The organism is Gemmatimonadota bacterium (assembly GCA_039715185.1).
Lineage (GTDB): Bacteria > Gemmatimonadota > Gemmatimonadetes > Longimicrobiales > RSA9 > DATHRK01.
In genome coordinates this window covers 1-25,395 of the sequence record JBDLIA010000046.1, presented here as the reverse complement: position 1 = coordinate 25,395, position 25,395 = coordinate 1, and the positions used below count along the sequence as shown (strand labels likewise).

22 protein-coding genes and 1 pseudogene are annotated in these 25,395 nt (G+C 68.6%); 3 read left to right on the top strand and 20 right to left on the bottom strand.

The genetic code is table 11. From position 1 onward, the window contains the following. From ABFS34_09935 to ABFS34_09910, 6 genes are all read right to left on the bottom strand, one after another. The coding region (locus ABFS34_09935) for a hypothetical protein (GenBank protein ID MEN8375756.1) at positions 1–1,021 on the bottom strand (1,021 nt) is incomplete at its 3' end. After that, entirely contained in the window at positions 1,011–1,961 is a 951-nt protein-coding gene (locus ABFS34_09930; GenBank protein MEN8375755.1) for a hypothetical protein, read from the bottom strand. The genes ABFS34_09930 and ABFS34_09935, both read right to left, overlap by 11 nt. Continuing rightward, a complete protein-coding gene (locus ABFS34_09925; protein MEN8375754.1) occupies positions 1,958–2,587 on the bottom strand; it encodes a prepilin-type N-terminal cleavage/methylation domain-containing protein in 630 nt (209 codons plus the stop codon). The genes ABFS34_09930 and ABFS34_09925 overlap by 4 nt, the downstream gene beginning before the upstream one ends. Continuing rightward, the gene (locus ABFS34_09920) at positions 2,584–2,976 is read right to left on the bottom strand and encodes a type II secretion system protein (protein ID MEN8375753.1); all 393 of its coding nucleotides are present in this window, start codon (positions 2,974–2,976) and stop codon (positions 2,584–2,586) included. Before ABFS34_09920 ends, ABFS34_09925 begins: the two co-directional genes overlap by 4 nt. Further along, positions 2,973–3,356, bottom strand: coding sequence for a prepilin-type N-terminal cleavage/methylation domain-containing protein (locus ABFS34_09915; GenBank protein ID MEN8375752.1), 384 nt, complete (start codon positions 3,354–3,356; stop codon positions 2,973–2,975). Before ABFS34_09915 ends, ABFS34_09920 begins: the two co-directional genes overlap by 4 nt. Beyond that, a complete protein-coding gene (locus ABFS34_09910; GenBank protein ID MEN8375751.1) occupies positions 3,337–4,350 on the bottom strand; it encodes a type II secretion system F family protein in 1,014 nt (337 codons plus the stop codon). Before ABFS34_09910 ends, ABFS34_09915 begins: the two co-directional genes overlap by 20 nt. A 244-nt stretch (positions 4,351–4,594) precedes the next feature. Here ABFS34_09910 and ABFS34_09905 point away from each other — a divergent pair. After that, positions 4,595–4,912: pseudogene (locus ABFS34_09905) on the top strand (integrase core domain-containing protein). Positions 4,913–5,607: 695 nt separating this feature from the next. Here the strand turns inward: ABFS34_09905 and ABFS34_09900 are convergent. The 4 genes from ABFS34_09900 to ABFS34_09885 all read right to left on the bottom strand — a co-directional run bounded on the left by ABFS34_09900 (position 5,608) and on the right by ABFS34_09885 (position 13,761). Then, positions 5,608–10,359 (bottom strand): RHS repeat-associated core domain-containing protein, encoded by a 4,752-nt coding sequence (locus tag ABFS34_09900; GenBank protein MEN8375750.1) that lies wholly within the window; start codon positions 10,357–10,359, stop codon positions 5,608–5,610. A gap of 264 nt (positions 10,360–10,623) precedes the next feature. After that, complete coding sequence (locus ABFS34_09895; protein MEN8375749.1) at positions 10,624–11,163, bottom strand: DUF2059 domain-containing protein; 540 nt, start codon at positions 11,161–11,163, stop codon at positions 10,624–10,626. A gap of 120 nt (positions 11,164–11,283) precedes the next feature. Beyond that, on the bottom strand, positions 11,284–12,105 hold the full coding sequence (locus ABFS34_09890) for an AraC family transcriptional regulator (protein ID MEN8375748.1): 822 nt from the start codon (positions 12,103–12,105) through the stop codon (positions 11,284–11,286). Positions 12,106–12,201: 96 nt separating this feature from the next. Further along, on the bottom strand, positions 12,202–13,761 hold the full coding sequence (locus tag ABFS34_09885) for a M20/M25/M40 family metallo-hydrolase (protein ID MEN8375747.1): 1,560 nt from the start codon (positions 13,759–13,761) through the stop codon (positions 12,202–12,204). 167 nt (positions 13,762–13,928) lie between these two features. Between ABFS34_09885 and ABFS34_09880 the strand changes: the two genes are divergently transcribed. Next, positions 13,929–14,183 (top strand): type II toxin-antitoxin system VapB family antitoxin, encoded by a 255-nt coding sequence (locus ABFS34_09880; GenBank protein ID MEN8375746.1) that lies wholly within the window; start codon positions 13,929–13,931, stop codon positions 14,181–14,183. A gap of 6 nt (positions 14,184–14,189) precedes the next feature. After that, positions 14,190–14,585 carry a type II toxin-antitoxin system VapC family toxin gene (locus ABFS34_09875; protein MEN8375745.1) on the top strand — a complete coding sequence of 132 codons (396 nt, stop codon included), beginning with the start codon at positions 14,190–14,192 and terminating at the stop codon, positions 14,583–14,585. A 107-nt stretch (positions 14,586–14,692) separates the two neighbouring features. Here the strand turns inward: ABFS34_09875 and ABFS34_09870 are convergent, their stop codons facing one another. The 10 genes from ABFS34_09870 to infB all read right to left on the bottom strand — a co-directional run. Continuing rightward, on the bottom strand, positions 14,693–14,851 hold the full coding sequence (locus tag ABFS34_09870) for a hypothetical protein (protein ID MEN8375744.1): 159 nt from the start codon (positions 14,849–14,851) through the stop codon (positions 14,693–14,695). A 172-nt stretch (positions 14,852–15,023) separates the two neighbouring features. After that, entirely contained in the window at positions 15,024–15,716 is a 693-nt protein-coding gene (locus ABFS34_09865) for a Crp/Fnr family transcriptional regulator (GenBank protein MEN8375743.1), read from the bottom strand. Further along, positions 15,713–17,761, bottom strand: a complete 2,049-nt coding sequence (locus ABFS34_09860; protein MEN8375742.1) for an HlyD family efflux transporter periplasmic adaptor subunit — start codon at positions 17,759–17,761, stop codon at positions 15,713–15,715. The genes ABFS34_09865 and ABFS34_09860 overlap by 4 nt, the downstream gene beginning before the upstream one ends. Beyond that, the gene (locus ABFS34_09855; protein MEN8375741.1) at positions 17,758–18,609 is read right to left on the bottom strand and encodes an efflux RND transporter periplasmic adaptor subunit; all 852 of its coding nucleotides are present in this window, start codon (positions 18,607–18,609) and stop codon (positions 17,758–17,760) included. The genes ABFS34_09860 and ABFS34_09855 overlap by 4 nt, the downstream gene beginning before the upstream one ends. Further along, positions 18,606–20,555, bottom strand: a complete 1,950-nt coding sequence (locus ABFS34_09850; GenBank protein ID MEN8375740.1) for a GAF domain-containing protein — start codon at positions 20,553–20,555, stop codon at positions 18,606–18,608. Before ABFS34_09850 ends, ABFS34_09855 begins: the two co-directional genes overlap by 4 nt. Before the next feature lie 161 nt (positions 20,556–20,716). Beyond that, the gene (locus ABFS34_09845) at positions 20,717–21,646 is read right to left on the bottom strand and encodes a bifunctional riboflavin kinase/FAD synthetase (GenBank protein MEN8375739.1); all 930 of its coding nucleotides are present in this window, start codon (positions 21,644–21,646) and stop codon (positions 20,717–20,719) included. Further along, positions 21,636–22,484: a tRNA pseudouridine(55) synthase TruB gene (truB, locus tag ABFS34_09840; protein MEN8375738.1), complete on the bottom strand. Its 849-nt coding sequence runs from the start codon at positions 22,482–22,484 to the stop codon at positions 21,636–21,638. The genes ABFS34_09845 and truB overlap by 11 nt, the downstream gene beginning before the upstream one ends. Before the next feature lie 40 nt (positions 22,485–22,524). Next, entirely contained in the window at positions 22,525–22,959 is a 435-nt protein-coding gene (rbfA, locus tag ABFS34_09835; GenBank protein MEN8375737.1) for a 30S ribosome-binding factor RbfA, read from the bottom strand. Positions 22,960–22,999: 40 nt separating this feature from the next. Next, entirely contained in the window at positions 23,000–23,281 is a 282-nt protein-coding gene (locus tag ABFS34_09830; protein ID MEN8375736.1) for a DUF503 domain-containing protein, read from the bottom strand. Positions 23,282–23,356: 75 nt separating this feature from the next. Then, positions 23,357–25,395: translation initiation factor IF-2 (gene infB, locus ABFS34_09825; protein ID MEN8375735.1), on the bottom strand; the 2,039-nt coding region annotated here is incomplete at its 5' end.

Sequence of the window (25,395 nt, the reverse complement as noted above, 5' to 3'; positions counted from 1 at the left end):
CCAGCCTGGGCACGCCGTCCAGCGAGTCGAGCGTCGCCGCGGTCGCAAGCGCGGCCTCGCGCTCGGCGCGGATCTCGAGCGCGAGCTGGACGTGCTCCGAGATCGAAGCCCGGTCGGCGCGGATGCCTTTGAGCTGCCGCCCAAGGCCCGCGTGGTGGATCGCGGCGGAACCGAGGAGGAGCAGAAGTCCCGCCGCGATGGCGCCGATCCGTGCGCGGGATCGAGCGCGGCGACGCCGGACGATCATCGACCCAGTGAGGAGAGCCCCGTGCGGACGCCGCGACGTGCCCGTAGCGGCCAAGAGCAGCACGTCGTCGGCGACGCCGGAGGGAAGCTGCACCACCGCGTCCCGTGGCCGGACCACGGCACCGGTCCGCGCGCGCACAGGCCAGGCGCGCAGCCTCATGACGCGCCCCCGGCGTGCCCACACGACGTCCCGACGCCCGGCCCTCTCGTTGCCGGCGATGACCATACTCATTCCGCCCCGGCCGCTCTTGATTGCCGCCGCCCAGGCGGAAGCGGCCGGAACGACATCGGGGATGGCCAGGCCGGCGTCCTGCGCTGCTCGCCGGATCACGGCCAGCAAGCGCCCGTCGACTACGGCGCAGAGCCGCGGCGGAGCCAGGTCGTCCGCCCAGTCGGGATGCATCGGGGCCAATCCCCCGATCGAAACGGCGACGCGATCGGGTGCGTTCAGGAAGTAGCGGGCGGCGTGCGCCTCGAGCAGCGCGTGGGTCTCGGTTTGGCCAAGGCGCGGCAGTCGGAGCAGTCGCCAGTCGCAGAGCGGCGGGCACAGGGCGACCGTGACAGGCAGCGGGACCGGACCCTTGCGGTAGGAGACCGATCCGAGGCCTCCGAAGTAATCGGCCAGCGCGGGCCAGTCCTCCTCCCCGCCCCACTCGGGCAGTCGGGCGCTTCGGGTGAGCGGACACAGCAGCGGGTGGCCCCTAGCGGTTACCAGCGCCGAGAGAACCCGATCTCCGCTCAGCGCGACGCCCAGGTGCGGCGGCCTACCGCGCATGACGAACCCAGGTCCTGTAAGCGGTGCCACCCTGGCGCTCGAACAGGGCAAGCGCCGTGTGGGTGATCCGGCCCCCAGCCGTCCGGCCGCGCGACTCCACCAACACGCGCTCGGTCTCGAACGTCGTGCGGGCGACGAGCGCTGGAAGTCGCGCTTCGATCGACTCGCGCTCGGCTTTCGGCAGCCTGAGGGCGACATCGTAAACACTAAAGAAGCGCCGCCCGGATCCACGCAGCGTCTCGATCCGCCTCGCCGCCGACGGGCTCAGGCCGGGCAGCGCCGCCATCACCGCGGCGGGAGCCGCGTTCAGGTTGACGCGTCCGTCGCCCGTGACGGCGATCATCGGCGCGATCACGGCGTAGATATCCGCGCTCACGCCGCGCACGTGCCGGAGCTCGGTCACGTCGCCGAAGGGTCCGTTCGCCGGCAGAACGGTAGACCCGCGCGAGCGATACCAAGCCCGCTCCGCCCCGCGGGCCCGGTACAGGTCGTCGCTGTCGCGCCAATCCATGACGGACTGGGCGATGGTCTGCGCCGTCGAGCCGTCCGCGCCGGCGGTCGTGAGGAAGTCAGTCAGCTCGCGCTCGTCGACGAGGTTCAGGGGAAGCAGCGCGTCCAGCTCGCTGACGGTCGTGACGAGCCGTCCGCCGGTGCCGACGGCGGAGGAGTCCGTTCGGCCGCTCACATCACTCCATGGATCCACGAGGCGCCGGCCATCGACGGTCAGATCCTGGCGTTCGAGGCGGCCTTGGAGGGCAGTGTGGGCGGCGGCCAGCCCCGCTTCGGCCACGAGCCGGGCCTCAGGCGCTTCGCCCAGGTTCTGCGCCAGAAGGCTGCCCGCCTCGAAGCGCCACCATGCGTTCGCCGACACCACGGCGATCGCGACCACCAACCACAGCGCGCCGATCAGCGCGAACCCCGAGCGGTCGGCGCCGGTCACGTCGCCGGCCCCAGCGCCACCAGGACCGGCAGCCCGAGAAGCGGCGTCTCATCGCTCTCCTTCGCCTCGATGGTCAGCCGCGCGGCCCCCGGTAACTGAACCGTGCTGATCCAGCCACGCAGCCAGACGCCGGCGCGAGGATCCGGCGGCAGGTACTCTACGTCCAGGCTGATCGCGGAAGGAGCGATCGAAATCCGGAGGGGCTCCACCTCCGGTCGGGTGGCCAGCTCAGCGACCAAACCCGTTTCGGGGGTCGAGTCGTTTCGGTCGATGAACAGCCGCACGGCCGTCTCTACGCTCGTGTAGGGCTCGGCCGCCGCAACGTCGAAGCGGATCTGATCGTCGGGCAGCGCCCCCTTGCGGGCGTCGGTACCGTGGAACGTGTGTGGGACCGCGGGGGTGCCCCGGAGCGCGCCAGTCAAGAGATCGACGAGCACGCGCCGGCGAATCGCCTCCTGTTCGATTGAGTCGAGGCGGTGAGACGTTCTGGCGCGCGAGTCCGCCGCGACGCGGAGCGCGGCCGCGCCACCCGTGAGCGCGATCCCTGCGACAGTCGCGGCTACGACGAGCTCCACGAGCGTGAAGCCCCGGGAGAGGCTGCCCTTCGGCTTCGCGCGGGGCCTCATGGCGCGGCCGCCAAGCGCAGTATCCCTTCCACGCGCCGTTCACCGCCTGGCCTTTGGACGACGACGACGGCCGCAGCCAAGCCCCGCCCATCGGTGAGACCCACGCTCCCGTGCGCGGTGAACCCTGACCACCGCAATGTGTCCCTCGCCTGCAACTCTATCGCGACGTCCTGACCTGGCCGGACGTCGCCTGCCCAAACGCGTATCCGAAGATCGGCGTATGCGAGTTCGGCCGCTGCCGTCGAGAGGATATGCTCTTCCGCCGCCAGCGCCGCCCTACCCTGCCGCGCCACCGCGCCGAGGCCGGCCACGCTGACGATTCCGATGATCGCCATCGCGACGGTCGCCTCCAGGAGGGAGAACCCGGCGCGCGTACGCTGGCGAGTCATCGGTCCTCGCTACGGCCGAGGGGCCGTTGCGTGGCGCTGACGACCTGCCCGAGGGGCGTGATTCTCCAGGGGCCGCCGTCGGCCTCAGGGGCCAGGTCTTCCGAGCCACCGGGCCACGTCCCGGAGCCGACCGTATCCCCGGTCGCGGCGTCCACCAGGAGGTAGGTTTCCCGCTCCGAATTGGTCGCAAGCACCAGGTCAACGCCGCGGCGGCGCGCCGCGTGCTCTGCTCGGCGCAGGATCACGTCTGCGCTGTCTTGGTCTGGCGCGGAAAGGACGGACTCCAGTGCTGGCACGCTCACCGCGGCGAGCATCGCCGAAATCGCGAGCACGACGATCAACTCGAGCAGCGAGAATCCGCTAGCCGAAGGCGCCCGCATTGACCCCGTAGACCGCTTGAAGGAGGGCCACGGCGATGAGCCCGATCACCAGGCCGAAGAAGACCGTCATGGCCGGCTCAAAGAGCTTTGTGAGGCGGTCCAAGTCTCGCCTCAGCGCGCTCTCCTGGCTGTCGGCCGCGCGCTCCAGCAGGGTCGCCAAACGACCCGTCTCCTCGCCGAGCGCGGCCATGCGCGCGATCGTACCCGCGAAAACCGAGCTGCCCGCCAGCGCGGACGTCAGCGTCGACCCCTCGCGGACGGCCTCCGCCACCCGCTCGGCCTCCCGCCGCGCTGTCGGATCGCCGAACGACTCGGCCACGTGTCGTAGCGCGGCCCCGATCGGCGCACCACCCGCCAGCAGCGTCCCCGCCAGGCGCGCGTAGCGTGCCCCGAGCTGGGTTCGCCGAATGCGCGATAACCCTGGCGCGGCTAGCACCACCCGGGATGCGAGTTCCCGCCCCCCGACTGAGCCGCCTATGGCCGCGACTCCAATGGTGACTCCCACGAGGCCGAGAACCAGCGCGAACGCGTGGTCACCCGGGAACGCAGAGAGTGACAGCAGGAGCGCGGTGGACGCGGGCAGCGTCGCGCCTGCGCCCCCGAAGAGGTCGGCGAAGCGCGGCACGACGAACAGCAACATGACGAGCACCGACAGGCCGCCCACGACCGCGAGGACGGCGGGATAGATGGCGGCGGTCGCGAGGGTGGACTTCAGTTCGCGCTCTCGTTCGGCTTGATCGGCGACGCGGCCTATCGCGCCGGCCAGATCTCCGCTCCGCTCCCCGGCCTGGATCAGCGCGATCTCGAATCCCGTGGCCCAGCCCGGTATCGCCGCGAGCGCCCCCGCGAACGAGTCGCCCCGTTCGATCCCGGCGCGGATCTGGGCCAACGCCGCGCGGTTGGGTCCGGTCGACCCTGACTCGGCCTCGTCGAGGGCTCTCGGCAGCGGCACGCCAGCCTCTAGCAAAGTCGCCAGTCCGCGGAGAACGTCCACGGCGCTTCTCCGGCTGCCGCCGCGTACAGCCTCGCCTTCGTCCGCGCGGACGAGCAGCATGCCCCGCGCCGCCATCGCGGCGCGCAACGACTCCACACTGTTTTAAGAGGCGACCACAGATTCGGCACGTCTTCGTCCCGGCCACGCGTCTGCCCTCGTCCAGGTCGGCAGGATTGGAGTTGCCCCGGTTTTGTGGACACCTCAAGACTGCGGAGGAGGAGGTGTCCGATGCCGTCCGAATGGAGTCATACACCATTCCGACCAGGGCACGCAGTACACTTCCATTGCCTTCGGGCTGCGCTGCAAGCAGGCAGGCGTCAGGCCCTCGATGGGCTCGGTCGGCGACGCCTACGACAACGCCCTGTGTGAGAGCTTCTTCGCCACGCTCGAGTGCGAGCTCCTCGAGCGCCGCCGCTTCCGGACGCAGGCCGAGGCCAGGATGGCCATCTTCGACTTCATCGAGGGCTTCTACAACCCGCGGCGGAGACATTCGGCCCTCGGCTACCTCTCGCCCGCCGACTACGTAAGGAGGTATGCTCAGACGAACTCAAATGCCGCTTGAAATCGCAGACCTAAACCGTCCACGAAAGCGGGGCAACTCCAGCCTGAACCAGCACTCGTTGCTTGACCCTGGCCGACGCGCAGCGGACCGTGGAGAGCTAGCACATCGCCCATAATCACGCCCGGCTCCATAGTAGCGTCGGAGGCCTGGCACCTGCCGAGTTCGCCAATATGCGAAAAGAGATCGAAACGCCAAAACTGTCAGCCGAAAAACGGGACCTAAATTGGGGGAGGGCTCACGTCCTGAGGTGTCGCCCCAACCCGTGTGCCCTCCGTCACTTGCCGTGGCGTCAGCGTTGTCGGGTCATTGTGAAATCTCCCTCGATATCTTCGAAAGGCGGCTGCGGCACAGAGAACCGGCCGACAACCGAGTCTGGAGCTACGCAAGTCCCCTTCAACGAGTAACCGATTGGCGCGAACCGAAATGAGACAGAGTCTCCGCTGATTCTGAGCCCATCTACAGGAAAGTCTAGAGGCTCGCGCGCCCCATCTGCACTCACCCGCGTCAATTCCACTCGGTCGGTGGAACCAAGCGACACGATGCCCACAACATAGTGCCCCTCTGAGTCAGCCTCCAACTCCAACTGCCAAGTGCCAGCAGCACTCAGGTGACGACACTCCTCGTTCGCCGGCCGAGCGCAGGCACTAGCTAGGCCTCCAAGTGCGGCACTAGCCGCCAACCCCAATCGCAAGTGGTCAATTGCCCCGAACGCCCTCAACCTGGTCATCAACACACTCCCCCGCTGTGTAGCTACGTTGCGCCTCTTTTACAGCAGCTTCGAAAGAATCATACGCACTCAGTGGGTCGGCCTGAAAGTGACCCACGTCGTTCTTGACGGGCTTGAAACCTTTGCTCTTAGCGATCTCAACAAAGTCCCCTAGCTGCGCGGCCGTGAGTTGGGCGCTGTTGATATCGAACGCGAAACCTGCGAGATGCCGACTTCTACTGCCAGCAGAGGGCCGGCCACCTGTTCCAGCCGTCAACCGATCGCGATACGCGTTGTTGAAAAACACAGGGAGTCCAGCCTCAATTGCGGCATCATAAATCTCCTGTACGTCACCCGCAACACTCTTATCTACACAGACCTTTCTTTCACCTCGCTCTGGAACCTCGGTACTAAAGTGATCCCCTTCCACGTTATCCAAGGTATCCGCCTTTGGCGACAAATCCATACATCCATCATTGCTGACACTTTGCAGACAAAGGCCGAATGCGTCCAAAAAGCGTGCGGGGGCATTGCCCGCGTAAACGTATGGATTAGTACCACCGGCGTAGCCGATGGGATCCTCCTGGAGGAAACGTCCGGAGAAGGCGTCGTAGTACCGGCTTCGGAAGTACGAGATAGCCGGTGCGTCTGCCTGGGTAGAACGGGACAGCTTGAAGTCTCGACTGGCCTCGATGGCACCCGCTTGCTGACCGAACCTGGACCACTCATCTCCGATTTCGTTTTCCTTGCAGTCGAACCCCGACGTCGTGCTCTGGTAGCCGACAAGCCGGCCGCCCGTCGTAATGTACTCGGCCGACGTACTACCAGCGCACGTTCGGTTGTACTGAAGGAACGCCACGAGTGGGTTGTCCACTCCCGGGCCCTGTAGATACTCGATGCCGACGAAATCGATCACGTTGTCGCCATCGTAGAAGGTCCAGTCGACCGTACCACTCTTGGTCCAGCCAACTCGTCTCCCTAGTCCGTCGTAATAGTAGACCGTGGTTTGCTTGGTTGCCGTGAACGTGGGGGAGCTCGAGCAGCCAGGGAGTCCGCCAAACCCCTCGCTGACGCACGCGGGCGTGGACCCGTTGCTCGTTGGCTGGTGGATGATCAAACGGCCGGCAGGATCGTAGTAGAAGTCGTCCGCTACCCACTTGTCGACCCACTCCCAGTGCTCTCTGATCTGGTTCCCGTTGTGGTCATACCGATAGAGCTTCTGCCGTGAAACCGTTCCGAGGTCGTAGAAGCTCCGACTCGCCAGGCGATTCGATCCGGTGACGAGCACGTTTATGATCGAGTCGCCCTGACTGCCCGGGAACTTGCGCTCCCATTCCCTGTTGCCGTTTGCGTCGTACCGAAATTCGGCATGATCGATCGTAGCTCCGCCGTTATCGGGGTGTGCCTCGTAGAAGGTGGAGCGCCCGGCGTCGTCGTATTGCCAGTCACTAAGAACGCTGTCGGGCGCACCCCCCGCCACCAGCTGTCTCATCTCGTCGACCGCCGTCAGATCGTCGGTCGGAGCATAAGTGTACGTGTTGTCAGCGATTGTCCGCGTCGGACTCTCAGCCCGAAGCTCCGACAGCCGACCACCGGAGTCGTATCGGTGTTTTACCCACGAGCTGCTAGGCAGATGCAAGCTGTCCGGTCGACCGACGTTATCCCACGTGAAATTGACTGTCCCCCCGGACCACGACCAGTTGGCGCCAGGGAGTGTTGTAGCCGGATACGTGATCGACGCAAGCGCTCCGTCGTCTGGGTCGTACCCGTAGGTGTAAGTTCTCCACTCGGTCTCGAGGGTCTTCCGAGCGCCACTTCTGTGATACGTGTAACGCAGCCCCTTCCCCGGATTGCTGCCGAACTTCAGGTAGGTAGAGTCGAAGGAGATTGCGCCCTCATTGTTAAAGTTGCGCGTTATGATCGCGGCGTGATTCTCGATCCGAATCGCGCGACCCATCTCATCGTAGGTGAACCGCGCTGTGTCCTCTGGGATGAGCACCTGCCCGATCGTGATGATATCCGCCAGCAGGGTCGAGATTGCATCCTTGTAGACCTCGTTGAGTTCGGTCGAGTTGTCGATCGTCACCGCGCCTATCCGCACCGTCCGGGGCCGGTTCATACGATCATACACAGTCCAGACCGAGTCGCCCTGACGGTCGATCGTCTTGGCGAGGTTGTTGGCCTCGTCCGTGAAGTAGCGTTCGACATTACCGAACTCGTCCGTCATCGTCTCTTGCAGGCCGCGCGGGTGGTACGTCCACGTGCGAGTGACGTTGTTCGGGTCAGTCAGCGACGTTCTATTTCCGTCGTCGTCGTAGCCGAACCGGGTCGTGAGCAGCTGATTCGCGTTGACAACCGTTGCCGCAGAGTCCTGCCAGCCCATCTGGTTGTAGAAGAATCGGCTAATCCGATTCCCCGGCGCAGTATATTGGGTAACGTTCCCGGAGTTGTCGTGCTGATAGGTTGTGGTGCGACCGTCGAACGTGACCGCTTCAACGTTGAGCGTCGTGTCGGCGTAAGCGAGCGAAGTGACTTGGTCGAGGAGACTGCTCGCCTGAGTCGTAGGATTCCATGTCGGCACGTCGTGCTGGGTAACCGTTTCGACCCGGCCATGGGACGCATAGGTAAGTGCGGTCCGGCTTACTGTGTCCTCGCCGAGGATGACCTCGGCCAGCGTGCCGTCGGGATTATACTTGTAGCTCTGGAGGATTCTCGTCGATGATGTCAGTGGCAAGCTGATCTCGCTCGGCGCCGCCGGTGCGTTCGGATCCTCGTAGTTGTAGATAACCGAGTCGGTCCCTGCACTGTGGGTCACGTCCACAGTAGTGATCAAGCGCATACGGCTGTCGTAGCGGATCTCGCGGACCGCGTTGTCCGGGGTAACGATACGTTCGGGCAGCAGCGGAGCGTCTGCCCTATAGGTGACTGTGGACGTGTTGCCGTAGGGATCGACGATGTTCGTGACCGCGCCTAGCCGGTTTGTGTAGAATATCGCGACATCCGCGCTGTCGGTCCGCGGGCCATCTATCTCGATTACCGTGTCGGCCGCCGCGGTGTTCCCGCTCGCACTGAGCGCGAGCCCGCGGCTCGCGAGCGGCCTGAAGCTCGTGACCCAAAGCGGTAGACCCGGCAGCGTGTCCTTGAAGAGCAGCGGCGTCGGGCCGTGATATGCGTAGCGTGCCACCTGCCCGCGGCGGCTCGTCCGGCCCACGATCCGGTGGTTGTCGTAGTCGAAGGTAACCTCCTTATCGCTCGCGAAACCTGGGTCGAGGAAGTCGACCAGGTCGCCGCTCGCGTTCACGGTTGCGTTCAGCTGCCGCACGATCGGGTCGTTGACGTAGTCGAGGTTGCCAGCCGCGTCATAGGCGAACGCATAGCGCTTGTTCGACTCCCAGGGCGAGATCCGGATCTGGTCCAGTTTGTAGCCCGTTGTCCCCACGTAGGTGTACTCGACGGCGTTGCCGACGCGGTCGGTTACCCAGCGCTGCCGGCCGTCCGTGTCGAAGTAGACCCTCGTGCCGTCGAGCAACCGGCGCTCATATCCGAGGAAGGGCCCGGAACCGTCGGGCTGCGGGTTCTGGATACTCCCCTGCTGGATCGTGTCCCGGTAGGCACCTTGCGGCGCGATCCAGATGTTCGTCTGGCCGACCGGGTTCTTGTAATACGCCGCGCTCCCGTCCGCCCCGACAAGGAGCAGCCCGTTGTTCGGTTGGTTGGGATGCAGCTGGGCGATCCCCGCCACGGCCCAGCCCGCACCGTATGGGCTGTCTCGCCGGTTCACGACGATCAGCTCGGACGTCGGCAGCGGCGTGGACTTGGGTACCGCTCCGAAGTACGCCCGAATTGTCAGGTCGTACTCGTACACGCCCGTTTCGAGGCCGGCCGCCTCCGCATCGAACCCCACGGCGACGCGCTTGACCGTGCCCAAATCGGGCAACTCGTCTCCGGGATAGGAGTGGGCATGGGTGGCCTGGCCTACGCTGAGTTCGACCCTGAAGCTGTCAGGCTCCGCGACCGAGTCCCGCCAGACGTTGGCCATAACGATCGGGTAGGGCGTGGCCGTTCCGCTGTTGTAGACGAGCGAGAGCGTGTGGTCGCGGCCGAGTGTCCGGTACGCAGGCATCGCGTGGACTGCCAGCAGCTCGCCGCACTGGAACGCGGCTGCAGGCCCCGCGTCGGTCGTTACGCAGGCGCTGCGCGCGTGCAAGTCCCCTGGGTTCATCCCGATGTCGGCGGAGAGCGGGGCCTCGGGCGGCGGCACGGGCGCGCCCGTGACCGTGACATCGTAGGAGCCCCAGTCCTGATCGCAGCCCTTAAGGCAGCCCTGCTCCTTGATCCGCAGCTTGATCTCGCCCGTACCAGCGCCGCCGGCCGTGTAGGTAACTGTAATGGTCGCAACCGCCTCTGGCTGAGGGAGCAGGAAGCCGTCGATCTCCGTGATGTCGGGAACGCACGCGGTGATCTGACCCGTAGGCGTGCAGGTCACGTCGTAGAAGGCCGCTGTCGTCGGCGCGACAACGAACATCTCGAACGTCACCGTACCCGTCGAGCCACCGTCCACCGTGATCGGCTCCTGGTCGGGCGTCACCGAAATGTTCGCCGCTGGTTCGGCGACCGGCCCTTCGAGGCCCAGTTCATTGGCCACAACGATCGACTCCGAGGCGGGCGCCTCTTCTGTCAGCATCGCGCGTGCGAGGGAGAACAACGAGACCAGCAGGACCAGCGCGAACCGGGTAGCCACGGGACGGCTCCTTCGGTGCAGGTGGACCGGACGACGCGCGCGTGCGGGCGCCGCCCTTCTTCGCTCCACCTACTTATCTATCCGGCAGAAACCGCTCGGAGGGAGGACCGATCGTACCATAATCGGGGCCGATCGTACCAAGAGGTCGACATAGCGTCCGCGAGGGCTGATTTTCGCCCTGTGTTATCCGCTCACGCGCACGATTTCCTCTTCGGTCCCTGCACGACGCCGCGATCGCACCGCTGATGAACCGCCTCCCACCCCCTACTGCACCGGCTCGGCCTCCGCCTCCATCGCAGCCGCCATGATCCGGCGCTCCAGCTCCGGCAGGTGCGGCTGCACTGCGGCCTCGCCGATCTGCGACCCTCTGACCGCCAACTGGGGCATGGTTTCCTGGAGGCGCTGGCCGAGCGGGGTCTGGTAGAAGTCGGCGAGCTCGCGCATCTCATCGACGGTGTAGATCTCGGCGTAAATGGAGGCGTAGTCGTCCTTCAGAAGGTCCCAGGCCATGAACTCGGCGAAGAACTCCAGGAAGACGTCGCGGAATTCCGCCAGCGCGGGGTTGCCGGCGATCATGCCCTCGAGCATGGCCTCGGTGGTGACCGCCAGGGTCTCTTCGATGTTCAGCACCGCGATCAGCTCCTCGGCGGCGGCGAGCGCCTCGGGGGCGATCACGCCCTCCTCGACCACTTCCTCCTCGGGGGCAGGTGGGGCCTCGACGCCGATCGCCGCGCCGCCGCCGGCGCAGGATGATCCAAGGAGCGCTAGGAGGGCGACGGAAGAACCTGGGGTCCAGACTCGCATGGCTACGCCTTTCTGCGTGTGGGTGCGTCGAAACCGGGGAGGGATCGTGAAGTCGAGGAGGGTCTTCTGAATCTGGGGCCGACGAAGCAGCCCGCCAAGGTTTCTGCTGAGCGGCGGTCGTCAACCCGTCCAGCGGAAGCGGCTTCGGAACTGGCCCGGGGTCATGCGCAGGCCGCGCCGGAAGTCGCGCGTCATGTGGGCCTGATCCGCGTATCCCGCCGCGATCGCGGTGCAGCTCAGATCCACCTCACCGGCGCGCAACCGCGTGCAGGCGAACTCGAGGCGGCGGCGCCGGGCGTACTGACCGACGGTGCAACCGAAATGACGACGGAATTCTCGCGCGAGATGAACGCGGTGTACGCCCGCGCTTCGCGCCAACTCCTCCAGCGCCGGCACCGAAGTGAACTCCTCGTGCACCCTTTCCCGGACGCTGCCGAGCCAGAGTGGTGGGCGACCCGTCGAGGATACAGACGACCGGTCCGCGAGGTCATCCAGAAGGGCCAGTGTCAGCTCCTCCGCCTCTGCCGCGAGGTCAGCCGCGCCGGCGCGAAATCGGCCGTAGAGCTCGAACGCGAAGCGGCTGGGGGCGCACTGGCGTGAGGGCGACAAATCGGGTGCATCCGCAACGGTCACCCAGTGCTCGAGGGTCGCGCCGGAAAGGCTCACGCTGAAGCAGCGTGCCCCGTCCCGCGTGAAGAGATCGGTGTGGACCTCTCCGGCCACCTTCACCACGAGCGTGCCGGGACCGCAAAGAAACGACGTGCCTGGGAAGCGCTCGTGGTAGCCGCCCTCCAGCACGAGGCAGATGGTCGCGTCCGGGTGATAGTGCGAGGGGATCTCGGTGTCGGGCGGAAACTCCGACTCGAACAGCGATATCGAGCCGGCCACCCGCCGCCGAACGGTACGGCCGAAGCCCGAATCGCACCCCAGTTCTCGCGCCACCAGCAACACCTCCAAAGATCGACCGTACGCCCGGGCCGCGCGCGGCCGGCTAGCCGGGTCGTCCCTCGCCGCGGGCGCCGTGCCGCGACCCGGTCACTACTCCCTGGGGTTGAGAAGCGTGTGACCGGTTTCGGCGATGAGCGCAGCGATCCGGGCCAGCTTGTCCCAGTCCAACATGTCCGGATCGTCCGTCGGCTCATGGTACTGTTGGTGGTGGCCCGTGTACAGATACAGGACCGGGACTCCCCGTTTGTGGAAGCTGTAGTGATCCGACCACCTGAAGACGAAGCTCCTGGACCCGAAGGTGAAGTCGAGCGCCAGGCCGTGCTTGCGGGCCGCGGCCGCGAGCGCCGTGCGGAGGGGTGACGTCGGAGGGTCGGCGGTGAGCGCGTACACTTCGCCCGGGGCCGAAAGCTCTGGGAACACGCGCGCGGTGTCGGCCGGGGTGCGACTGCGGCCCACCATGTCGGCGTTGAGGACCGCTCGGATTCTTTCGATGGGCATCGGCGGTGCAAACCGGGTCAGGTACTCGGAGCCGCTCAGGTCCAGCTCCTCCGCGCCGAAGAATATCACGAGCGCCGAACGCTCGGGCGCGCCGGCGGCGGCAACAACGCGCGCCGCTTCCAGCACCGCCGCGGTACCCGACGCGTTGTCGTCGGCGCCGTTGTTCACGGTGCCATCGGCCCACCGCGGCAGATGGTCGTAGTGGGCGGTGAGCCCGACGAAGTCGCCGCCCTCCTGCCCGTCCAGGATACCGATCACGTTGTACGCTCCCGCGCGCCGGACCATGCGCAGAGGGGTCTCGACCCTGATCCGCTCGCTCAGGCGTCGGGGCGTGAACACGCGTCCGCCGGGTGAGGCGAGTGCACTCTTTTCGATTCCGAGGATCGCCGACAGCGCCTCTACGAGCGGCGGCCCGGCCTGGATCACCTGGAAAGCGGGCTCGGGCGTCGTGTTCGGGATCCGCATGATGCGTCGGTCGAGGGCCCCATGTGTGAAGCGCTCGTAGGAGGAGAGCAGTCCCTCCGAGATGACGATGAGCCCCAGCGCGCCGCGGCTGGCCAGGGCCGCGTTTCCCTCCGCTCCGCGGGGCAGCTCGGTGTTCTCCAGTGCCGCGGGCCGTCCCTTTACCGCCACGGCGATCGTGCCCGCGACGTCTACCTCCGCGAAATCGTCGTGGCCGTGCTCCGGCGCCGAGATCCCGTAGCCCACGAAGACCAGATCAGCCTCGAGTCGCTCCGGGACGGTCGCGGGCGTCTCCAGCATGTACGCCTCGACGAACGGCAGCCTCCTTGCGCCGTCCGGCGCGCCTAACGCCAGGTACGCGTTCGCCCCATCCACCGAACCCGAGTCGAGCGGAATCGGCTGCAGGAACGAACCGTCCGGCGCCCCCCCGCGGTAGCCGTACGAACGCAGAGCCTCGGCCAGATAGCGCGCGGCGATCCTGCTCCCCGGATCGAAGGAGTGTCGGCTCCCGAGCTCGTCGGACGCGAGGAACTCCACGTGCTGGCGGAGCCGGCTCTCGTCCACGGTCTCGGTCGACGGTGCCGCCGGTTGCTGCGCGGGGGTCACAGCCGCCGCGCACGAGTTGACGACGAAGGCGAGCGATACGGCCATCGCCGCCGACAGGGTCGTCTTGGAATGGGGGACGCGCATCGTGAGGTGCTCCCTTGCAGAGGAAGGATTCTAGATGCGCGAAGCGAGGGAGGGAGTCTTGAACGTGCGTAACATCGGCGCCGGAGACGCAGGATCGTAGTCGGCCCTTGAGTTCGCGTTCTCGCGCAACCTTGACGCGAAGGTAGAATGGTAGAATCTTTTCTACCATGAGTATGAACATTAAGAACCCCGAGACGCATCGGCTTGCCCGCGAGTTGGCGAATCGTACCGGGGAGACGCTCACGCGCGCGGTCACGGAGGCGCTGCGCCTGCGCCTCGCGTCTCTGGACCGAGCGAGTCCCGATCCGGACCTACTGGCCGCAATCGAGGAAATCCAGCGATTCCTCGCCGGACTTCCGGACCGAGATACCAGGACCGCCGAGGAGATACTCGGATACGATACCTTCGGGATCCCGTCCTGATCGCAGATGGTCCTGGATTCCTCTGCGCTCGTGGCCTTGCTTCTCGGCGAAGCCGACTCCCGCCGCCTGGCGCAGGCGATCGCTTCTGCGCCGATCCGCCTCGTTGGCGCACCAACATTGGTGGAGACATCGGCTGTCCTACTGGCGCGAAAGGGACCCGAGGCGGACGTGGCGCTGGACGCGTGGCTCATGCGCCTGGACGTCGAGGTGGTCCCGCTGACGGAGGAGGGAGCTCGGCACGCGCGGCGAGCGTACGCGCGCTTCGGTAAGGGTGTGGGCGACCCGGGAGTGCTGAACTACGGCGACTGCCTGTCATACGGCGTTGCCATGGCCATGCGGCAGCCGCTCCTGTTCAAAGGCGACGACTTCTCACGGACCGACGTGGAGGTCGCCGCCTACTAGTGTACCGTAACGGAAGTTGGATGAAAAACGCCGAGCCCCGCGGCCTGGCTCCACCGCGGGGCTCGGAGGTGTGGCCGGCCGGCGTCAGCCGGCCGCGTGGGCGACGATCAGGCGCCCGTGCCCGGCAGCTTGATCGGGGCCACGCGCTCTTCGAGCTCTTCGGCGGAGAACTCGATAGCGTTGGCGTCCTTGCCGGTCGCCTGGCGAATCTTGTTGCGCTGCTCTTCCGTCAACTCGATCCGTACGGGCTCGTTGTGCTTCTCCATCGTCGACTCCCTGCTGGGGGTTTTCAGCGGCGCCCCGAAGGCGCCGAGCCGATCTGCCTTTCTCCATCGGCTCGTTCAAGATGTGGATCCCGGGCTGGGCGCGAAATCGCCTGGGGTACGCGTTCGATGTGACGTGGGTTACACCCATTCTCGGGCCCGTAGAGGCTCGTGATCAGCCGAAATCGTCCAGGACGAGGTCCTCCAGGTGGACCCGGATCACGTTGCCGTACTCCGCCAGCATCCCTTCCTCCTCCATGAGCTCCTTCATCATGCGCGAGATGACCACCCGGGTGGATCCGACGAGCTCGGCCAACTCCTTGTGGGTGGGCCGGACGAACTCCACCTGCCCGGACCGGCACTCCTCGCCTTCGGAGCGCGCGATCTCCAGAAGGGCCATGAGCAGGCGACGCTTCACGGGAAGCAGGGCGATTTCGCCGATCTTTTCGTACGCGTGCCGGACCTCCGCCGCGAGCTCGCCCAGCAGCGCCCGCGACGCCCCCGGAAACTCCGCCAGCCAGCCGAGGAAAGCGTCGGCGGGAATGCGCGCGACGCGGGAGTCGCAGAGTGTGATCGCGGTGCCCACGTACACCCGCCCCGTGAACAGCGCGTCGATCCCCAGCAGGTGTCCTTCCCTCACTATCTCCAGGGCTACTTCGCGCCCGTCGTCGTTCATCAACGCGACCTTGACCCGGCCAGACTCCACCAGACCGAGCGCCGTGCACGCGTCGCCGTGGCAGAAAAGCACGTTGCCCTTCGGATAGGCGCGCGCGATCGCGATCCGGCCGAGGGTCTCCCGCGCCTCGGGGTTCGCGTGCAGATACCCGTTCAGGCCCCGCCGCACCGACAAGCTTTGCGCGGTGCTCACAGGAGCCAATCCACCCGGATCATGCGGCGCGCGGAACGCACGGCCGCTTGCGCGACGGTGACGCGCCGCGCCTCGATCTTGGCCAGCCCGTGCAGCCCGGGGCGGAGCACGCGGTCGGGGTCGGCCAGCGTGGCCAGCACCTCCACCGTGCCGCGGGCGCTCGCCGCGCGCACGCTCGCGACCACTCCCTGAAAGTCGGCGCCCGGCCACGACGCGAAGCGGACGACTACGGGGTCCCCCGCCTCCACGTCCGCCACGTCCCGCTGATCCAGCAGGATCCGGAGTCGGATCGGAATGGGCGCCCACAGCTCGATCAGCTCCTCCCCGCGCTCTGCGCCGGCGCCCCGCAGCATGTCCGTGTGGGGCGTCACGACCACGGCGTCGAACGGGGCCGCCAGCGTGAGCCTGGCGGCACGGTCCTCCAGCACCGCGAGATCCCGACGCCGGCTCTCCAGAGCCAACTCGGCCGCGCGAAGCCTGCGCGTGCTGCCGCGAGCGGCGGCCACTTCGCGCTCGAGCGCCCCCACGCTGGCGCGCGCGGTCGCGAGAGATACGTCCAGCCCGTCCGCGCGCATCCTGACGACCGGCTGCCCGCGCCGTACGTGCTGGCCCTCCCGCGCCAGGACGGCGTCGACGCGAGCCGCTTCGGGGGCCCGCAGCCAGGTCCTGACGGTCGGCTCGACCAGCGCCTGGCCGCGCGCGTGAATCGTCCACGGCGCCACGAACGCTACGGCGATCAGAACCACGATCACGGCCGTGGATCCCGCCAGCCAGCGCCGCACGGTGGGGTTGGCGAGGTGATTCCGCACCCATACGCGCCCCACGCGGAACATCGCTCCGAGCGGCCTGCGTCCCCCGAACCAGACACCCCCTGCCAGCGTCGCCCAGCCCCACCCGCCCCATTGGCGCACGAGGAATCGTCCGAACAGCAGCCCGATCGAGGTCAGCAAAACCGTCATGTAGACGACCGACAGGATTCCGTACGCGAGGAACACCCGCCGCTCACGGTCCGTCGCCGCCGGCACCTGCACGTCCATGCGCAGGACGCGGCTCTTCAGCCACGCCGACAGGTAGCCGAAGGCTCGCGGCCGGAGGTTCGGGATCTCCAGCCAGTCCATGAGCGCGTAGTAGCCGTCGAGCGGGATCAGCGGGTTGAAGTTCAGGAGCAGGACGATGCCGCCGGCGAACAGCAGCGACAGGAACGCGACCTGGTTGGCGAGGGTGCCGGGCTGGGTCAGGATCCAGACTACGGCGGCCAGGCCCGCAACCACGAGTTGGATCCAACCCCCCGCGAACGTCACCCAGAGCCGCTCGGAACGCGACTCGAAGGTCCAGGCGTCGTTGACGTTGCAGTAGAAGGAGGGCGAGAAGTAGAACAGCATCGCCCCCATCTCGTGCACCTCGCCGCCGAAGCGCTTGCACGTGAGCCCGTGACCCAGCTCGTGGATGAGGATGATGAGTGCGACCGCACCGTAGAGGACGACGATAGTGCCGGGGGAGTAGAAGGAGGGGTCGTACATGGCGAGGACCCCCGCTGAGAACTCGGCCCAGTGCGTCGCCACGACGAGCACGTACACCGTGAACGTCACGACCGAGATCGCCAGGAACGCCGGACTGTAGAAGAACGCCAGGCGGTCCACCCAGCGGTCGAACAAGGCGTCGGGGTCGCCCATCGAAAAGCGCATGCGCAGGAGCGTGTCGCCGTGGCCCGACAGCTTCATGCGCCGCTCCCGGCGGAGCGCCTCGGCGAGCACGGCCCGCCGTTCTCCCGCCGTGCGCTGCGCGAGGCCCATCTCCTTAAGCCGAGCAACAAAAGGAGCGAGCGCGGACGCCCCCGCGTCGATGCCCTTCTCGGAGCCGAGCTCGGTAGCGATCTGTTCCAGCGTGCGCGTCCCGTCCATGCGGCGCATGAGCCACGCCTCCACGTCGCCGAAGCGGAAGTAGCGCAGCTTGACCGGGTCCTTGACGACGAACGACGTCTTACCCTCGGACGTCTGCTCGACGTACGTGAGCCCGGGCTGCATGCGGGGACGCTCGTGCGTCATCGCGGCGTCGGAAGCACGCGCACCGAGGAGCCGGGACGGAGCGTACCGGGGTCGGGGACGTCCAGGAGCACGTCGACGGTCCCGCTCGCCGGGTCTACCGCGGGCGCCACGCGCGCGACGCTGCCGCCCACCCGCGTTCCGTCGACGGCCTCCAGCACCAGCGCCAGCCCGGGCTCGATGGAGACGGCCACGGCCTCGGGCACTCGGACCAGCGCCCGCAGGGGTCGGAGCACGGTCACGCGGAACAGCGGGTCGCCCTCCTCCACGTACGACCCGAGCCGCACGAACCGGCGCGTGACGACCCCGCCGAAGGGAGCCCGGACGCGCGTTCGCTGGAGCTTCGCGATCGCGTCCTGCAGCGCGGCCTCGGCGGCGCGCAGACCGTAGGTTGCCGCCTCCAGCTCCGCGCGCGTGGTCAGGTCGTCCTCGGCGAGAGCGCGGGTTCTCTCCTCCTGGAGGCGCGCGTACTCCACCGCCGCCTTGGCGGAGGCCACGGCGGCCTCCTCCTCGTCGCTCTCCAGCAGCGCCAGCCGCTGTCCCGTGCCGACGCGGTCGCCGATCTCGGCGCCCACGTTGCGGACGTGTCCGTCCCGGCGCGCGCGGATCTCGGCGTCGCGCTCCGAGTACAGCACCGTGTACAGGCTGCCCGTGGCGTCCTCGGGCGGCCCCATCTCGGGCGACGGGGCCCCTTCGAGGGGCCCAACGTAGCCGGCCTCGGCGTCGACGGACGAGAGCGCCGCGGCCGCGACCACCGCGTCGACCGCATCTTCGTCCGCCTCCACCTGGGTGCCGCACCCGGGCATCCAGAGGGTCGCCAGCAGCACCGCCCAACGGCGTGATTTCATCATAGGGGTAGCCACCACCAGAGTCCCATGCGAGCTCCCCGCCACGGACGGCGGAAGAGCACCACCCATAGCGGGCGGGATTCGGTAAGCACCTTGGCGCGCGCATCCATGCCCGGGCGCAGGAGACCGGCGCGGTTGTCCAGGACGGCGCGCACGGTGAAGGTGCCGGCCTCCGCGAGCGGGTCCACGCGCGGCGCGACCGCGGTGACCGTTCCCTCGTAGGTGACCGAGGGATAGGCCCCGACCCGCAGCCGCACCCTGTCGTCCAGGTCGACCAGGGCTATGTCGGCCTGGTTTATCTCGAGCTCCGCCTCCATCCAGTCGGGGTCCCCGACCCAGGCGACCGGCTCCCCGACGGCGACGCGGACGCCGACGCGCTCGTTCATGCGCGGAGTCAGCACGATCCCCCCGTTGGACGCGCGCACGGTGCTCCACTCTTCCTGGCGCCGCAGCACCGCCAGGGTCTGGCTGGCCTCCGTGGCGCGCACCCTGGCGAGCGACGCGCCGAGCGCGTCGTTCCCGGCCTCGGCGGCCAGGGCCTGGCGACGCGCGACCGCCAGATCGCCCTCGGCGGTCAGGAGGTCCCGCTGCCGGTCCTCGCTGCGCAGGAAGACGATGGGATCGCCGGGGGCCACCGTCTCGCCTTCCTCGGCGACGACCCGGTCGATGACGCCGCCGACCTGCGCGCGCGCGGGCCCCTGGAGCACGGCTCGCACCGTGGCCTCCCGGGCGGCGACCCGCACCGGCAGACGGATCACGGTCAGCGCGATCAGGATGACCGCGGCGATGGCGCCGTACTTGAGGAGCGTCGCGCGCGGCAGCCTGGCGAGCTCGCGGCGCTTGCGCCCGAGCGGTTCGAGGAAGGAGATGAAGGGCACGCCGGCGTAGAGCTGGGCGTTGCGAAGAGCCAGCGTCGCGCTCGCCGCGAGCAACCCGGCTGCCTCCTCGTGCCACTCGGTGAACGCCCGCGGTTCGGCGAACTCGAAGAGGAGGACGCCGAGCCTGCCCTCGGCGTCGCCGATCGCCAGGGACAGCAGGCCCCGCACCTCGTTTCGTTCCAGGTACTCCCCGAAGCGCTCGCGCAACCGCGTGGCCGACGCTTCGGCCGGGTCGGCGACGTCGGGTACGCGGAGGTCCTCGCCCCGCTCGCCGACCCATTCGAGGAAGGTCTCGAGCTCCTTGACGGCGACTGCCCTCCGGTCCACGGTCGGCTCGCCCGAGATCGCCGCGACCTGCAACCGCTCGCCGCTCCACACGCCGAGCACGCAGCGCTCGTAGGGGATCGCCTCGCCGCCGAGGTTCACGATCGACAGGCGGATCCGGTCCAGGTCGAAGGTTCCGGCTACCTGGTGGCTGAAGTCCAGCAGGGCGTGCAGGTCGCGCGCGCGCCTCTCGGCCTCGAGCATGCGGGCGTTGCGGAGCGCCGCCGCCGCGTCGTCCCCGAGCGCGGTGAGGAACGCGAGGTGCCGGTCCTCGAACAGGTCACCGTCGCCGCGGCGGTTGGCCACGGTGAGCCCCCCGACCAGTTCGCCGCGGACCTCCAGCGGGACCGCCATGGCCGACCCCGTGGCGAAGCCGGTGGCGTCGTCGAGCTGCGGCAGGTAGCGGGGATCCTCCGAGGCGTCGGTGACCAGCACGGGGCGTCGGTTCAGCGCCGCGTCGCCGACGAGGCCCGCACCGAGTGGGAGCTCGATGCCCACCAGCGCCGGGCCGATCTCGCCCGCCGACATGAGGCAGCGGAGGGTCTCGCCGTCCAGCGCCCAGATCGACCCCATCTCCGCCCCGAGCAACTCCAGCACGGGGGCCAGGATGCGCGGCAGCAGATCTTCGAGGTCGAGCGTGGCGTTGAACTCCTGCGACAGGCCGATGAGCGTGCGCAGGTGTGCCTCGTCCAGGCCCGCGAGCGGGTCGGCGGCGACTCGAGTTCGTGCGTCGGAGGAGGAGGACATGAACGTCACCTCCCTATCAAACCGCTATTCCGGCAGCACTTCCCCCACCCCAGTTGGCCTCCCGTCCACCCAGAGTGGCGGAGCCGGGACGAACCGGCGCGTGGCGCCGGCGGTGTGACGCGAATCGAGGTCGGTCGGCGGGAACCGATCGAACAAGGCGTTCAATATTCCGCGGGAGGGCCCTCGCGCACAAGCGAGGCGCGCTCCAGCGCCGCCTTCGCGTCCAACACGTCCTGGTGCATGGCGGCGACCAGATCGTCGACCGAATCGAAGTCGCGTACCCCGCGCACGCGGTCGATGAGCTCCAGGCGCAGGCGCCGGCCGTAGAGGTCGCCGCTGAAGCCTAGCAGGTGCACTTCCACGCTCGTGCGCGCGTCGTCGAACACGGGGCGGGGGCCCACGTGCAGGACTCCGTCGTGCGGGCCTCCGTCCCACACGCGGACCGCGTAGATGCCCGCGGCCGGCAGGAGCTTGCCGGCGTCTATCCCCATGTTCGCGGTGGGGACGCCCAGCTCGCGTCCCCTGCCCTCCCCGCGCACCACCTCCCCGGTCAGCCAGTACGGCCGACCCAGTAGCGTTTGGGCGGCGCGCACCTCGCCCGCGGCGAGCGCCTCGCGGATGCGCGAGGAGGAGACGCGGCCGCCGGACGCGCGCACGGGCTCCACCACGGTCACGTCGAAGCCCAACTCGGCGCCCAGCTCGCGCAGCATCGCGGCGTCGCCCACGCGGTCGCGGCCCAGCGCGTGGTCGTGGCCGATGATCAGGTGGCGCGTGTCCAGCCGATCGACCAGCACGTGGCTCACGAACTCGCGCGCGGTGAGATCGGCGACGGCGCGGCTGAACGGCACGAACACGACGCGGTCGGCGCCCAGCGAGGCGATCGCCTCGAGCTTCTCCTCGCGCGTGGTCAGCAGCGCGGGTGCGCGCTCGGGCCGCAGCACGGCGGCGGGGTGGGTCGCAAAGGTCACGACCACCGCCGGCAGCCGGCGGCGCCTGGCCTCCTCCACGGTCGCGGCGATGAGCGCGCGGTGCCCGACGTGGATGCCGTCGAAGGCGCCCACGGTGACGACCGCGCCCCCCTCAGACCGCACGCAGCACCTTGCGCGGGCGCGCCAGCCCGGCCTCCACCTCGGCGACGGCAAGCAGCTCGCCCCGCCGAGCGAGCGCTACCAGCGGCGCCTCGTCGGCTGCCACCGCCACAACGCGGCCGTACGCGATGTCGTGCGCGGCGTCCTCGTCCAGCTCCACGCGCGGCAGGTGCGCGAGCGCGTCCAGCGGGGTCATCAGGGCGCCGCGCGCGCGCTCCGCGTCGGCCAGCTCGTCCACCGTCGGCGCTCCCTCGACCGTGTGCGGGCCGATCGCCGTACGCCGCAGCGCGGTGAGGTGCGCCCCCACCCCCAACGCCTCGCCCACGTCGCGCGCCACGGCGCGCACGTAGGTGCCGCTCGAGCAGGTCAGCGTGAAGTCCACGTCGGGCAGCCTCACGTCGTCGACGGAAAGCGCGTGGATGGTGACCCGGACCGGAGCCGCCTCCACCTCCTCGCCGCGCCGCGCCTTCTCGTACAGGCGTTCGCCGCCCACCTTCTTGGCGCTGAACGCCGGCGGCCGCTGCTCGCGCTCGCCCACGTGCGCTTCGAAAGCCTCGCGCACGGCCCCGGGATCCAGCGAGCGCCACTCCTCGGAGGTGCCGGTGACCTTGCCGTCCACGTCCAGCGTGTCGGTCGCGGTGCCCAGACGGGCGGTCGCGCGGTAGGTCTTGGGCAACCCGGTAATGTACTCGGCGAGCCGCGTGGCCGGACCCACGCACAGGAGCAGGAGGCCGGAGGCGAAGGGGTCGAGCGTGCCCGTGTGGCCGATCCGCCGCTCGCCCAGCGCAACGCGCGCCGCGTCCACCACGTCGTGGGAGGTGGGCCCGGCCGGCTTGTCCACGGGCAGGACGCCCACGAGCCCGGAGCTGGGCCCCCGCCGGCTACGCCCCAAGCGGCGAGTCGGCGTCGGGGTCGCCCGGTCCGGCCGGGGAAGAGCCGGCGCCCTCGTCGACGTCGTCCTCGGCCTCCCAGCCGCGCGCGGGCTCCACCTCGGCCAAGAGCCGCTCGATGCGCGACCCCTGGGCGATGGAGTTGTCGACGAAGAAGCGCAGGCTGGGGGTGCGCCGCAGCTCCAGCCGGTCAGCCAACTGCGAGCGGATGAACGGCGCCGCCGCGGCCAGGCCCTCCAGCGAACCGGCGACGTCCTCGTCGCTCGCCATGAGCAGCACGAAAACGCGCGCGGTCATCAGGTCGGGCGCGACCTCCACGCCGGTCACGGTGATGGGCCCCACGCGTGGGTCGGCCACCTCGTAGCGCACGATCTCGGCGATCTCGCGCTTGATCTGCTCGTTCAGGCGGGTCAGGCGGCGGCTCATGGTGCTGCGTCTGGTCCTGGGTTCGGGCGCCCCGGGCGCGTCAGTAGAGCGTGCGGCGCGTATCCAGGATGCGCGCGCGTCCGTCGTTCGCCACGAAGCGGTCGATGGCGTCGAGCATGCTGTCGGCGTGTCCGCGGTCGTTCGACACCACGCACGCGGACAGTTGCGCGCGCTGCCACACGTCCTGGTGGGCGGTCTCCGCGACGCCCGCGTTGAAGCGGTTGCGCATGCGCTCGGTCAGGCTCTTCACCACGCGCCGCTTGTCCTTGAGAGAACGGGCGCCGACGACCTCCAGCTCCCAAACGAGCACGCCCACGACCATCAGGCCGCGGGCGCGTGGGCCGGGCCGCGACCCCGGGTCGCACGGGCCGTGGCCATGGTCGTCCGGGCGGCCGGCCTAGGCGCGGCTGGCCTCTGCCGCCGCGGCCGAGTCCTCCAGCGTCCGCACGATCTGCTCGATGCGGAACGCCTCGATCGTATCGCCGACCTTGATGTCGTTGTAGCCCTCGATGCTCATGCCGCACTCGAAGCCCTCGCGCACCTCGCGCGCGTCGTCCTTGAAGCGCCTGAGCGAGCCGAGCTCGCCTTCGTAGATCGCGACCGACTCCCTGATGAGGCGCACGCGGGCGCTGCGCTCGATCACGCCGTCGGTCACGTAGCTGCCGGCGACGGTGCCGAAGCGCGGCACCTTGAAGAGCTGGCGGACCTCGGCGGAGCCCAGGATGACCTCCTTCTCGTCCGGCGCGAGCATGCCCTCCAGCGCGGAGCGAACGTCGCCCACCGCCTCGTAGATGATGTCGTAGAGGCGGATGTCCACGTCCTCGCGCTCGGCCACCGAGCGCGCGCCCGAATCGGGGCGCACGTGGAAGCCGATCACGATCGCGCCCGACGTGGACGCGAGCAGCACGTCGGATTCGGAGATACCGCCCACGCCGCGGTGGATCACGTCGACCTGGACCTCGTCGGTCGAGAGCTGCTCCAGAGAATCGGACAGCGCCTGCACGGAGCCGTGCACGTCGCCCTTGATGACGACGTTGAGCTGCGCGGTCTGGCCCTGGGCGAGCATACGGCCGATGTCGGTGAGCTTCACGCCGCTCTTCACGCGCAGCTTCTTCTCGCGCTCCAGGCGGCTGCGTCGCTGCGCGATGTCGGCGGCCTCGGTGGCGTCCATCACCATGAACGCGTCGCCCGATTCCGGCACGCCGGGCAGCCCCAGCACCTGCACCGGGATCGCCGGCCCGGCCTCCTCGACGGGGTTGCCGCGCTCGTCCAGCAGCGCGCGCACGCGGCCGTCCAGGGTGCCGCACACGAACGAGTCGCCCACGCGCAGGGTGCCGTTGGTGACCAGCACGGTGGCCACGGCGCCCTTGCCCACGTCGAGCTGCGACTCGATCACGACGCCCCGGGCCTCGCGGTCGGGGTTGGCCTTGAGCTCCAGCAGCTCCGCCTGCAGCAGCACCTTCTCCAGCAGCGCGTCCACGCCCTCGCCCTTGAGCGCGCTGACTTCGGCGTCCAACACCTCGCCGCCGAACGACTCCACGACGACCTCGTGCTCCAGGAGCTGCTGGCGCACGCGGTTCGCGTCGGCGGTGGGCAGGTCGACCTTGTTGATGGCGACGATGAGCGGCACGCCGGCGTTCTTGGCGTGGCTGATCGCCTCTATGGTTTGCGGCATCACGGAGTCGTCCGCCGCCACCACCAGGATCACCACGTCGGTGACCTCGGCGCCGCGCGCGCGCATTGCGGTGAACGCGGCGTGGCCGGGGGTGTCGAGGAAGGTGATGGCGCGCTCGTCGCCTACCTGCACCGCGTAGGCGCCGATGTGCTGGGTGATACCGCCGGCCTCGCCCGCGACCACGTTGGCCTTGCGGATGTAGTCCAGCAGGCGGGTCTTGCCGTGGTCGACGTGGCCCATGACGGTGACCACCGGGGGCCGCGGCTTCAGATCCTCCTCGGCGTCCGGCTCTTCTTCGAGCTGCGCGAGGTCGGCGCCGTAGGCGTCCTCCTGTACGGCGCGGTAGCCGAACTCCTCCAGCAGCAGCTCGATCTGGTCGAAGTCCAGCCGCTGGTTGATGGTGACCATCAGGCCGAGGTTGCGGAACGCGCTGCCCACGATGTTGGTCGGCGACTCGTCGATCAGCTCCGACAGCTCGGCGATGGTGAGGAACTCGTTGACCTTGATGGTCTTGGCCTCGACCTCGAGGGCGATCTCCTCCTGCAGCTCTCGCTCGGCGCGCTCGTCGGCGGTCTCGCGCTGGCCGCGCCGGCGGCGCTTGCCCTTGCCGCCCTTCAGCTCGGCCATGACGCGCTGCACGTTGGACTGCACGGCGCCCTGGTCCACCCGGTCGCGCTTCTTCTTCTTGCCCCGCTTGCGCTTGCCGTCGGCGGTGTAGCCCTCGGCCTGGATGCGCACCGTGCCGCCGGGGCCTGCGCTCG

Coding starts and splice junctions, on each gene's coding strand:
- ABFS34_09925 (MEN8375754.1), bottom strand. CDS start 2,587: ATGAGGCCCCGCGCGAAGCCGAAGGGCAGCCTCTCCCGGGGCTTCACG.
- ABFS34_09920 (MEN8375753.1), bottom strand. CDS start 2,976: ATGACTCGCCAGCGTACGCGCGCCGGGTTCTCCCTCCTGGAGGCGACC.
- ABFS34_09915 (MEN8375752.1), bottom strand. CDS start 3,356: ATGCGGGCGCCTTCGGCTAGCGGATTCTCGCTGCTCGAGTTGATCGTC.
- ABFS34_09895 (MEN8375749.1), bottom strand. CDS start 11,163: ATGCGAGTCTGGACCCCAGGTTCTTCCGTCGCCCTCCTAGCGCTCCTT.
- ABFS34_09885 (MEN8375747.1), bottom strand. CDS start 13,761: ATGCGCGTCCCCCATTCCAAGACGACCCTGTCGGCGGCGATGGCCGTA.
- ABFS34_09880 (MEN8375746.1), top strand. CDS start 13,929: ATGAGTATGAACATTAAGAACCCCGAGACGCATCGGCTTGCCCGCGAG.
- ABFS34_09875 (MEN8375745.1), top strand. CDS start 14,190: ATGGTCCTGGATTCCTCTGCGCTCGTGGCCTTGCTTCTCGGCGAAGCC.
- ABFS34_09870 (MEN8375744.1), bottom strand. CDS start 14,851: ATGGAGAAGCACAACGAGCCCGTACGGATCGAGTTGACGGAAGAGCAG.
- ABFS34_09860 (MEN8375742.1), bottom strand. CDS start 17,761: ATGACGCACGAGCGTCCCCGCATGCAGCCCGGGCTCACGTACGTCGAG.
- ABFS34_09855 (MEN8375741.1), bottom strand. CDS start 18,609: ATGATGAAATCACGCCGTTGGGCGGTGCTGCTGGCGACCCTCTGGATG.
- ABFS34_09850 (MEN8375740.1), bottom strand. CDS start 20,555: ATGTCCTCCTCCTCCGACGCACGAACTCGAGTCGCCGCCGACCCGCTC.
- rbfA (MEN8375737.1), bottom strand. CDS start 22,959: ATGAGCCGCCGCCTGACCCGCCTGAACGAGCAGATCAAGCGCGAGATC.
- ABFS34_09830 (MEN8375736.1), bottom strand. CDS start 23,281: ATGGTCGTGGGCGTGCTCGTTTGGGAGCTGGAGGTCGTCGGCGCCCGT.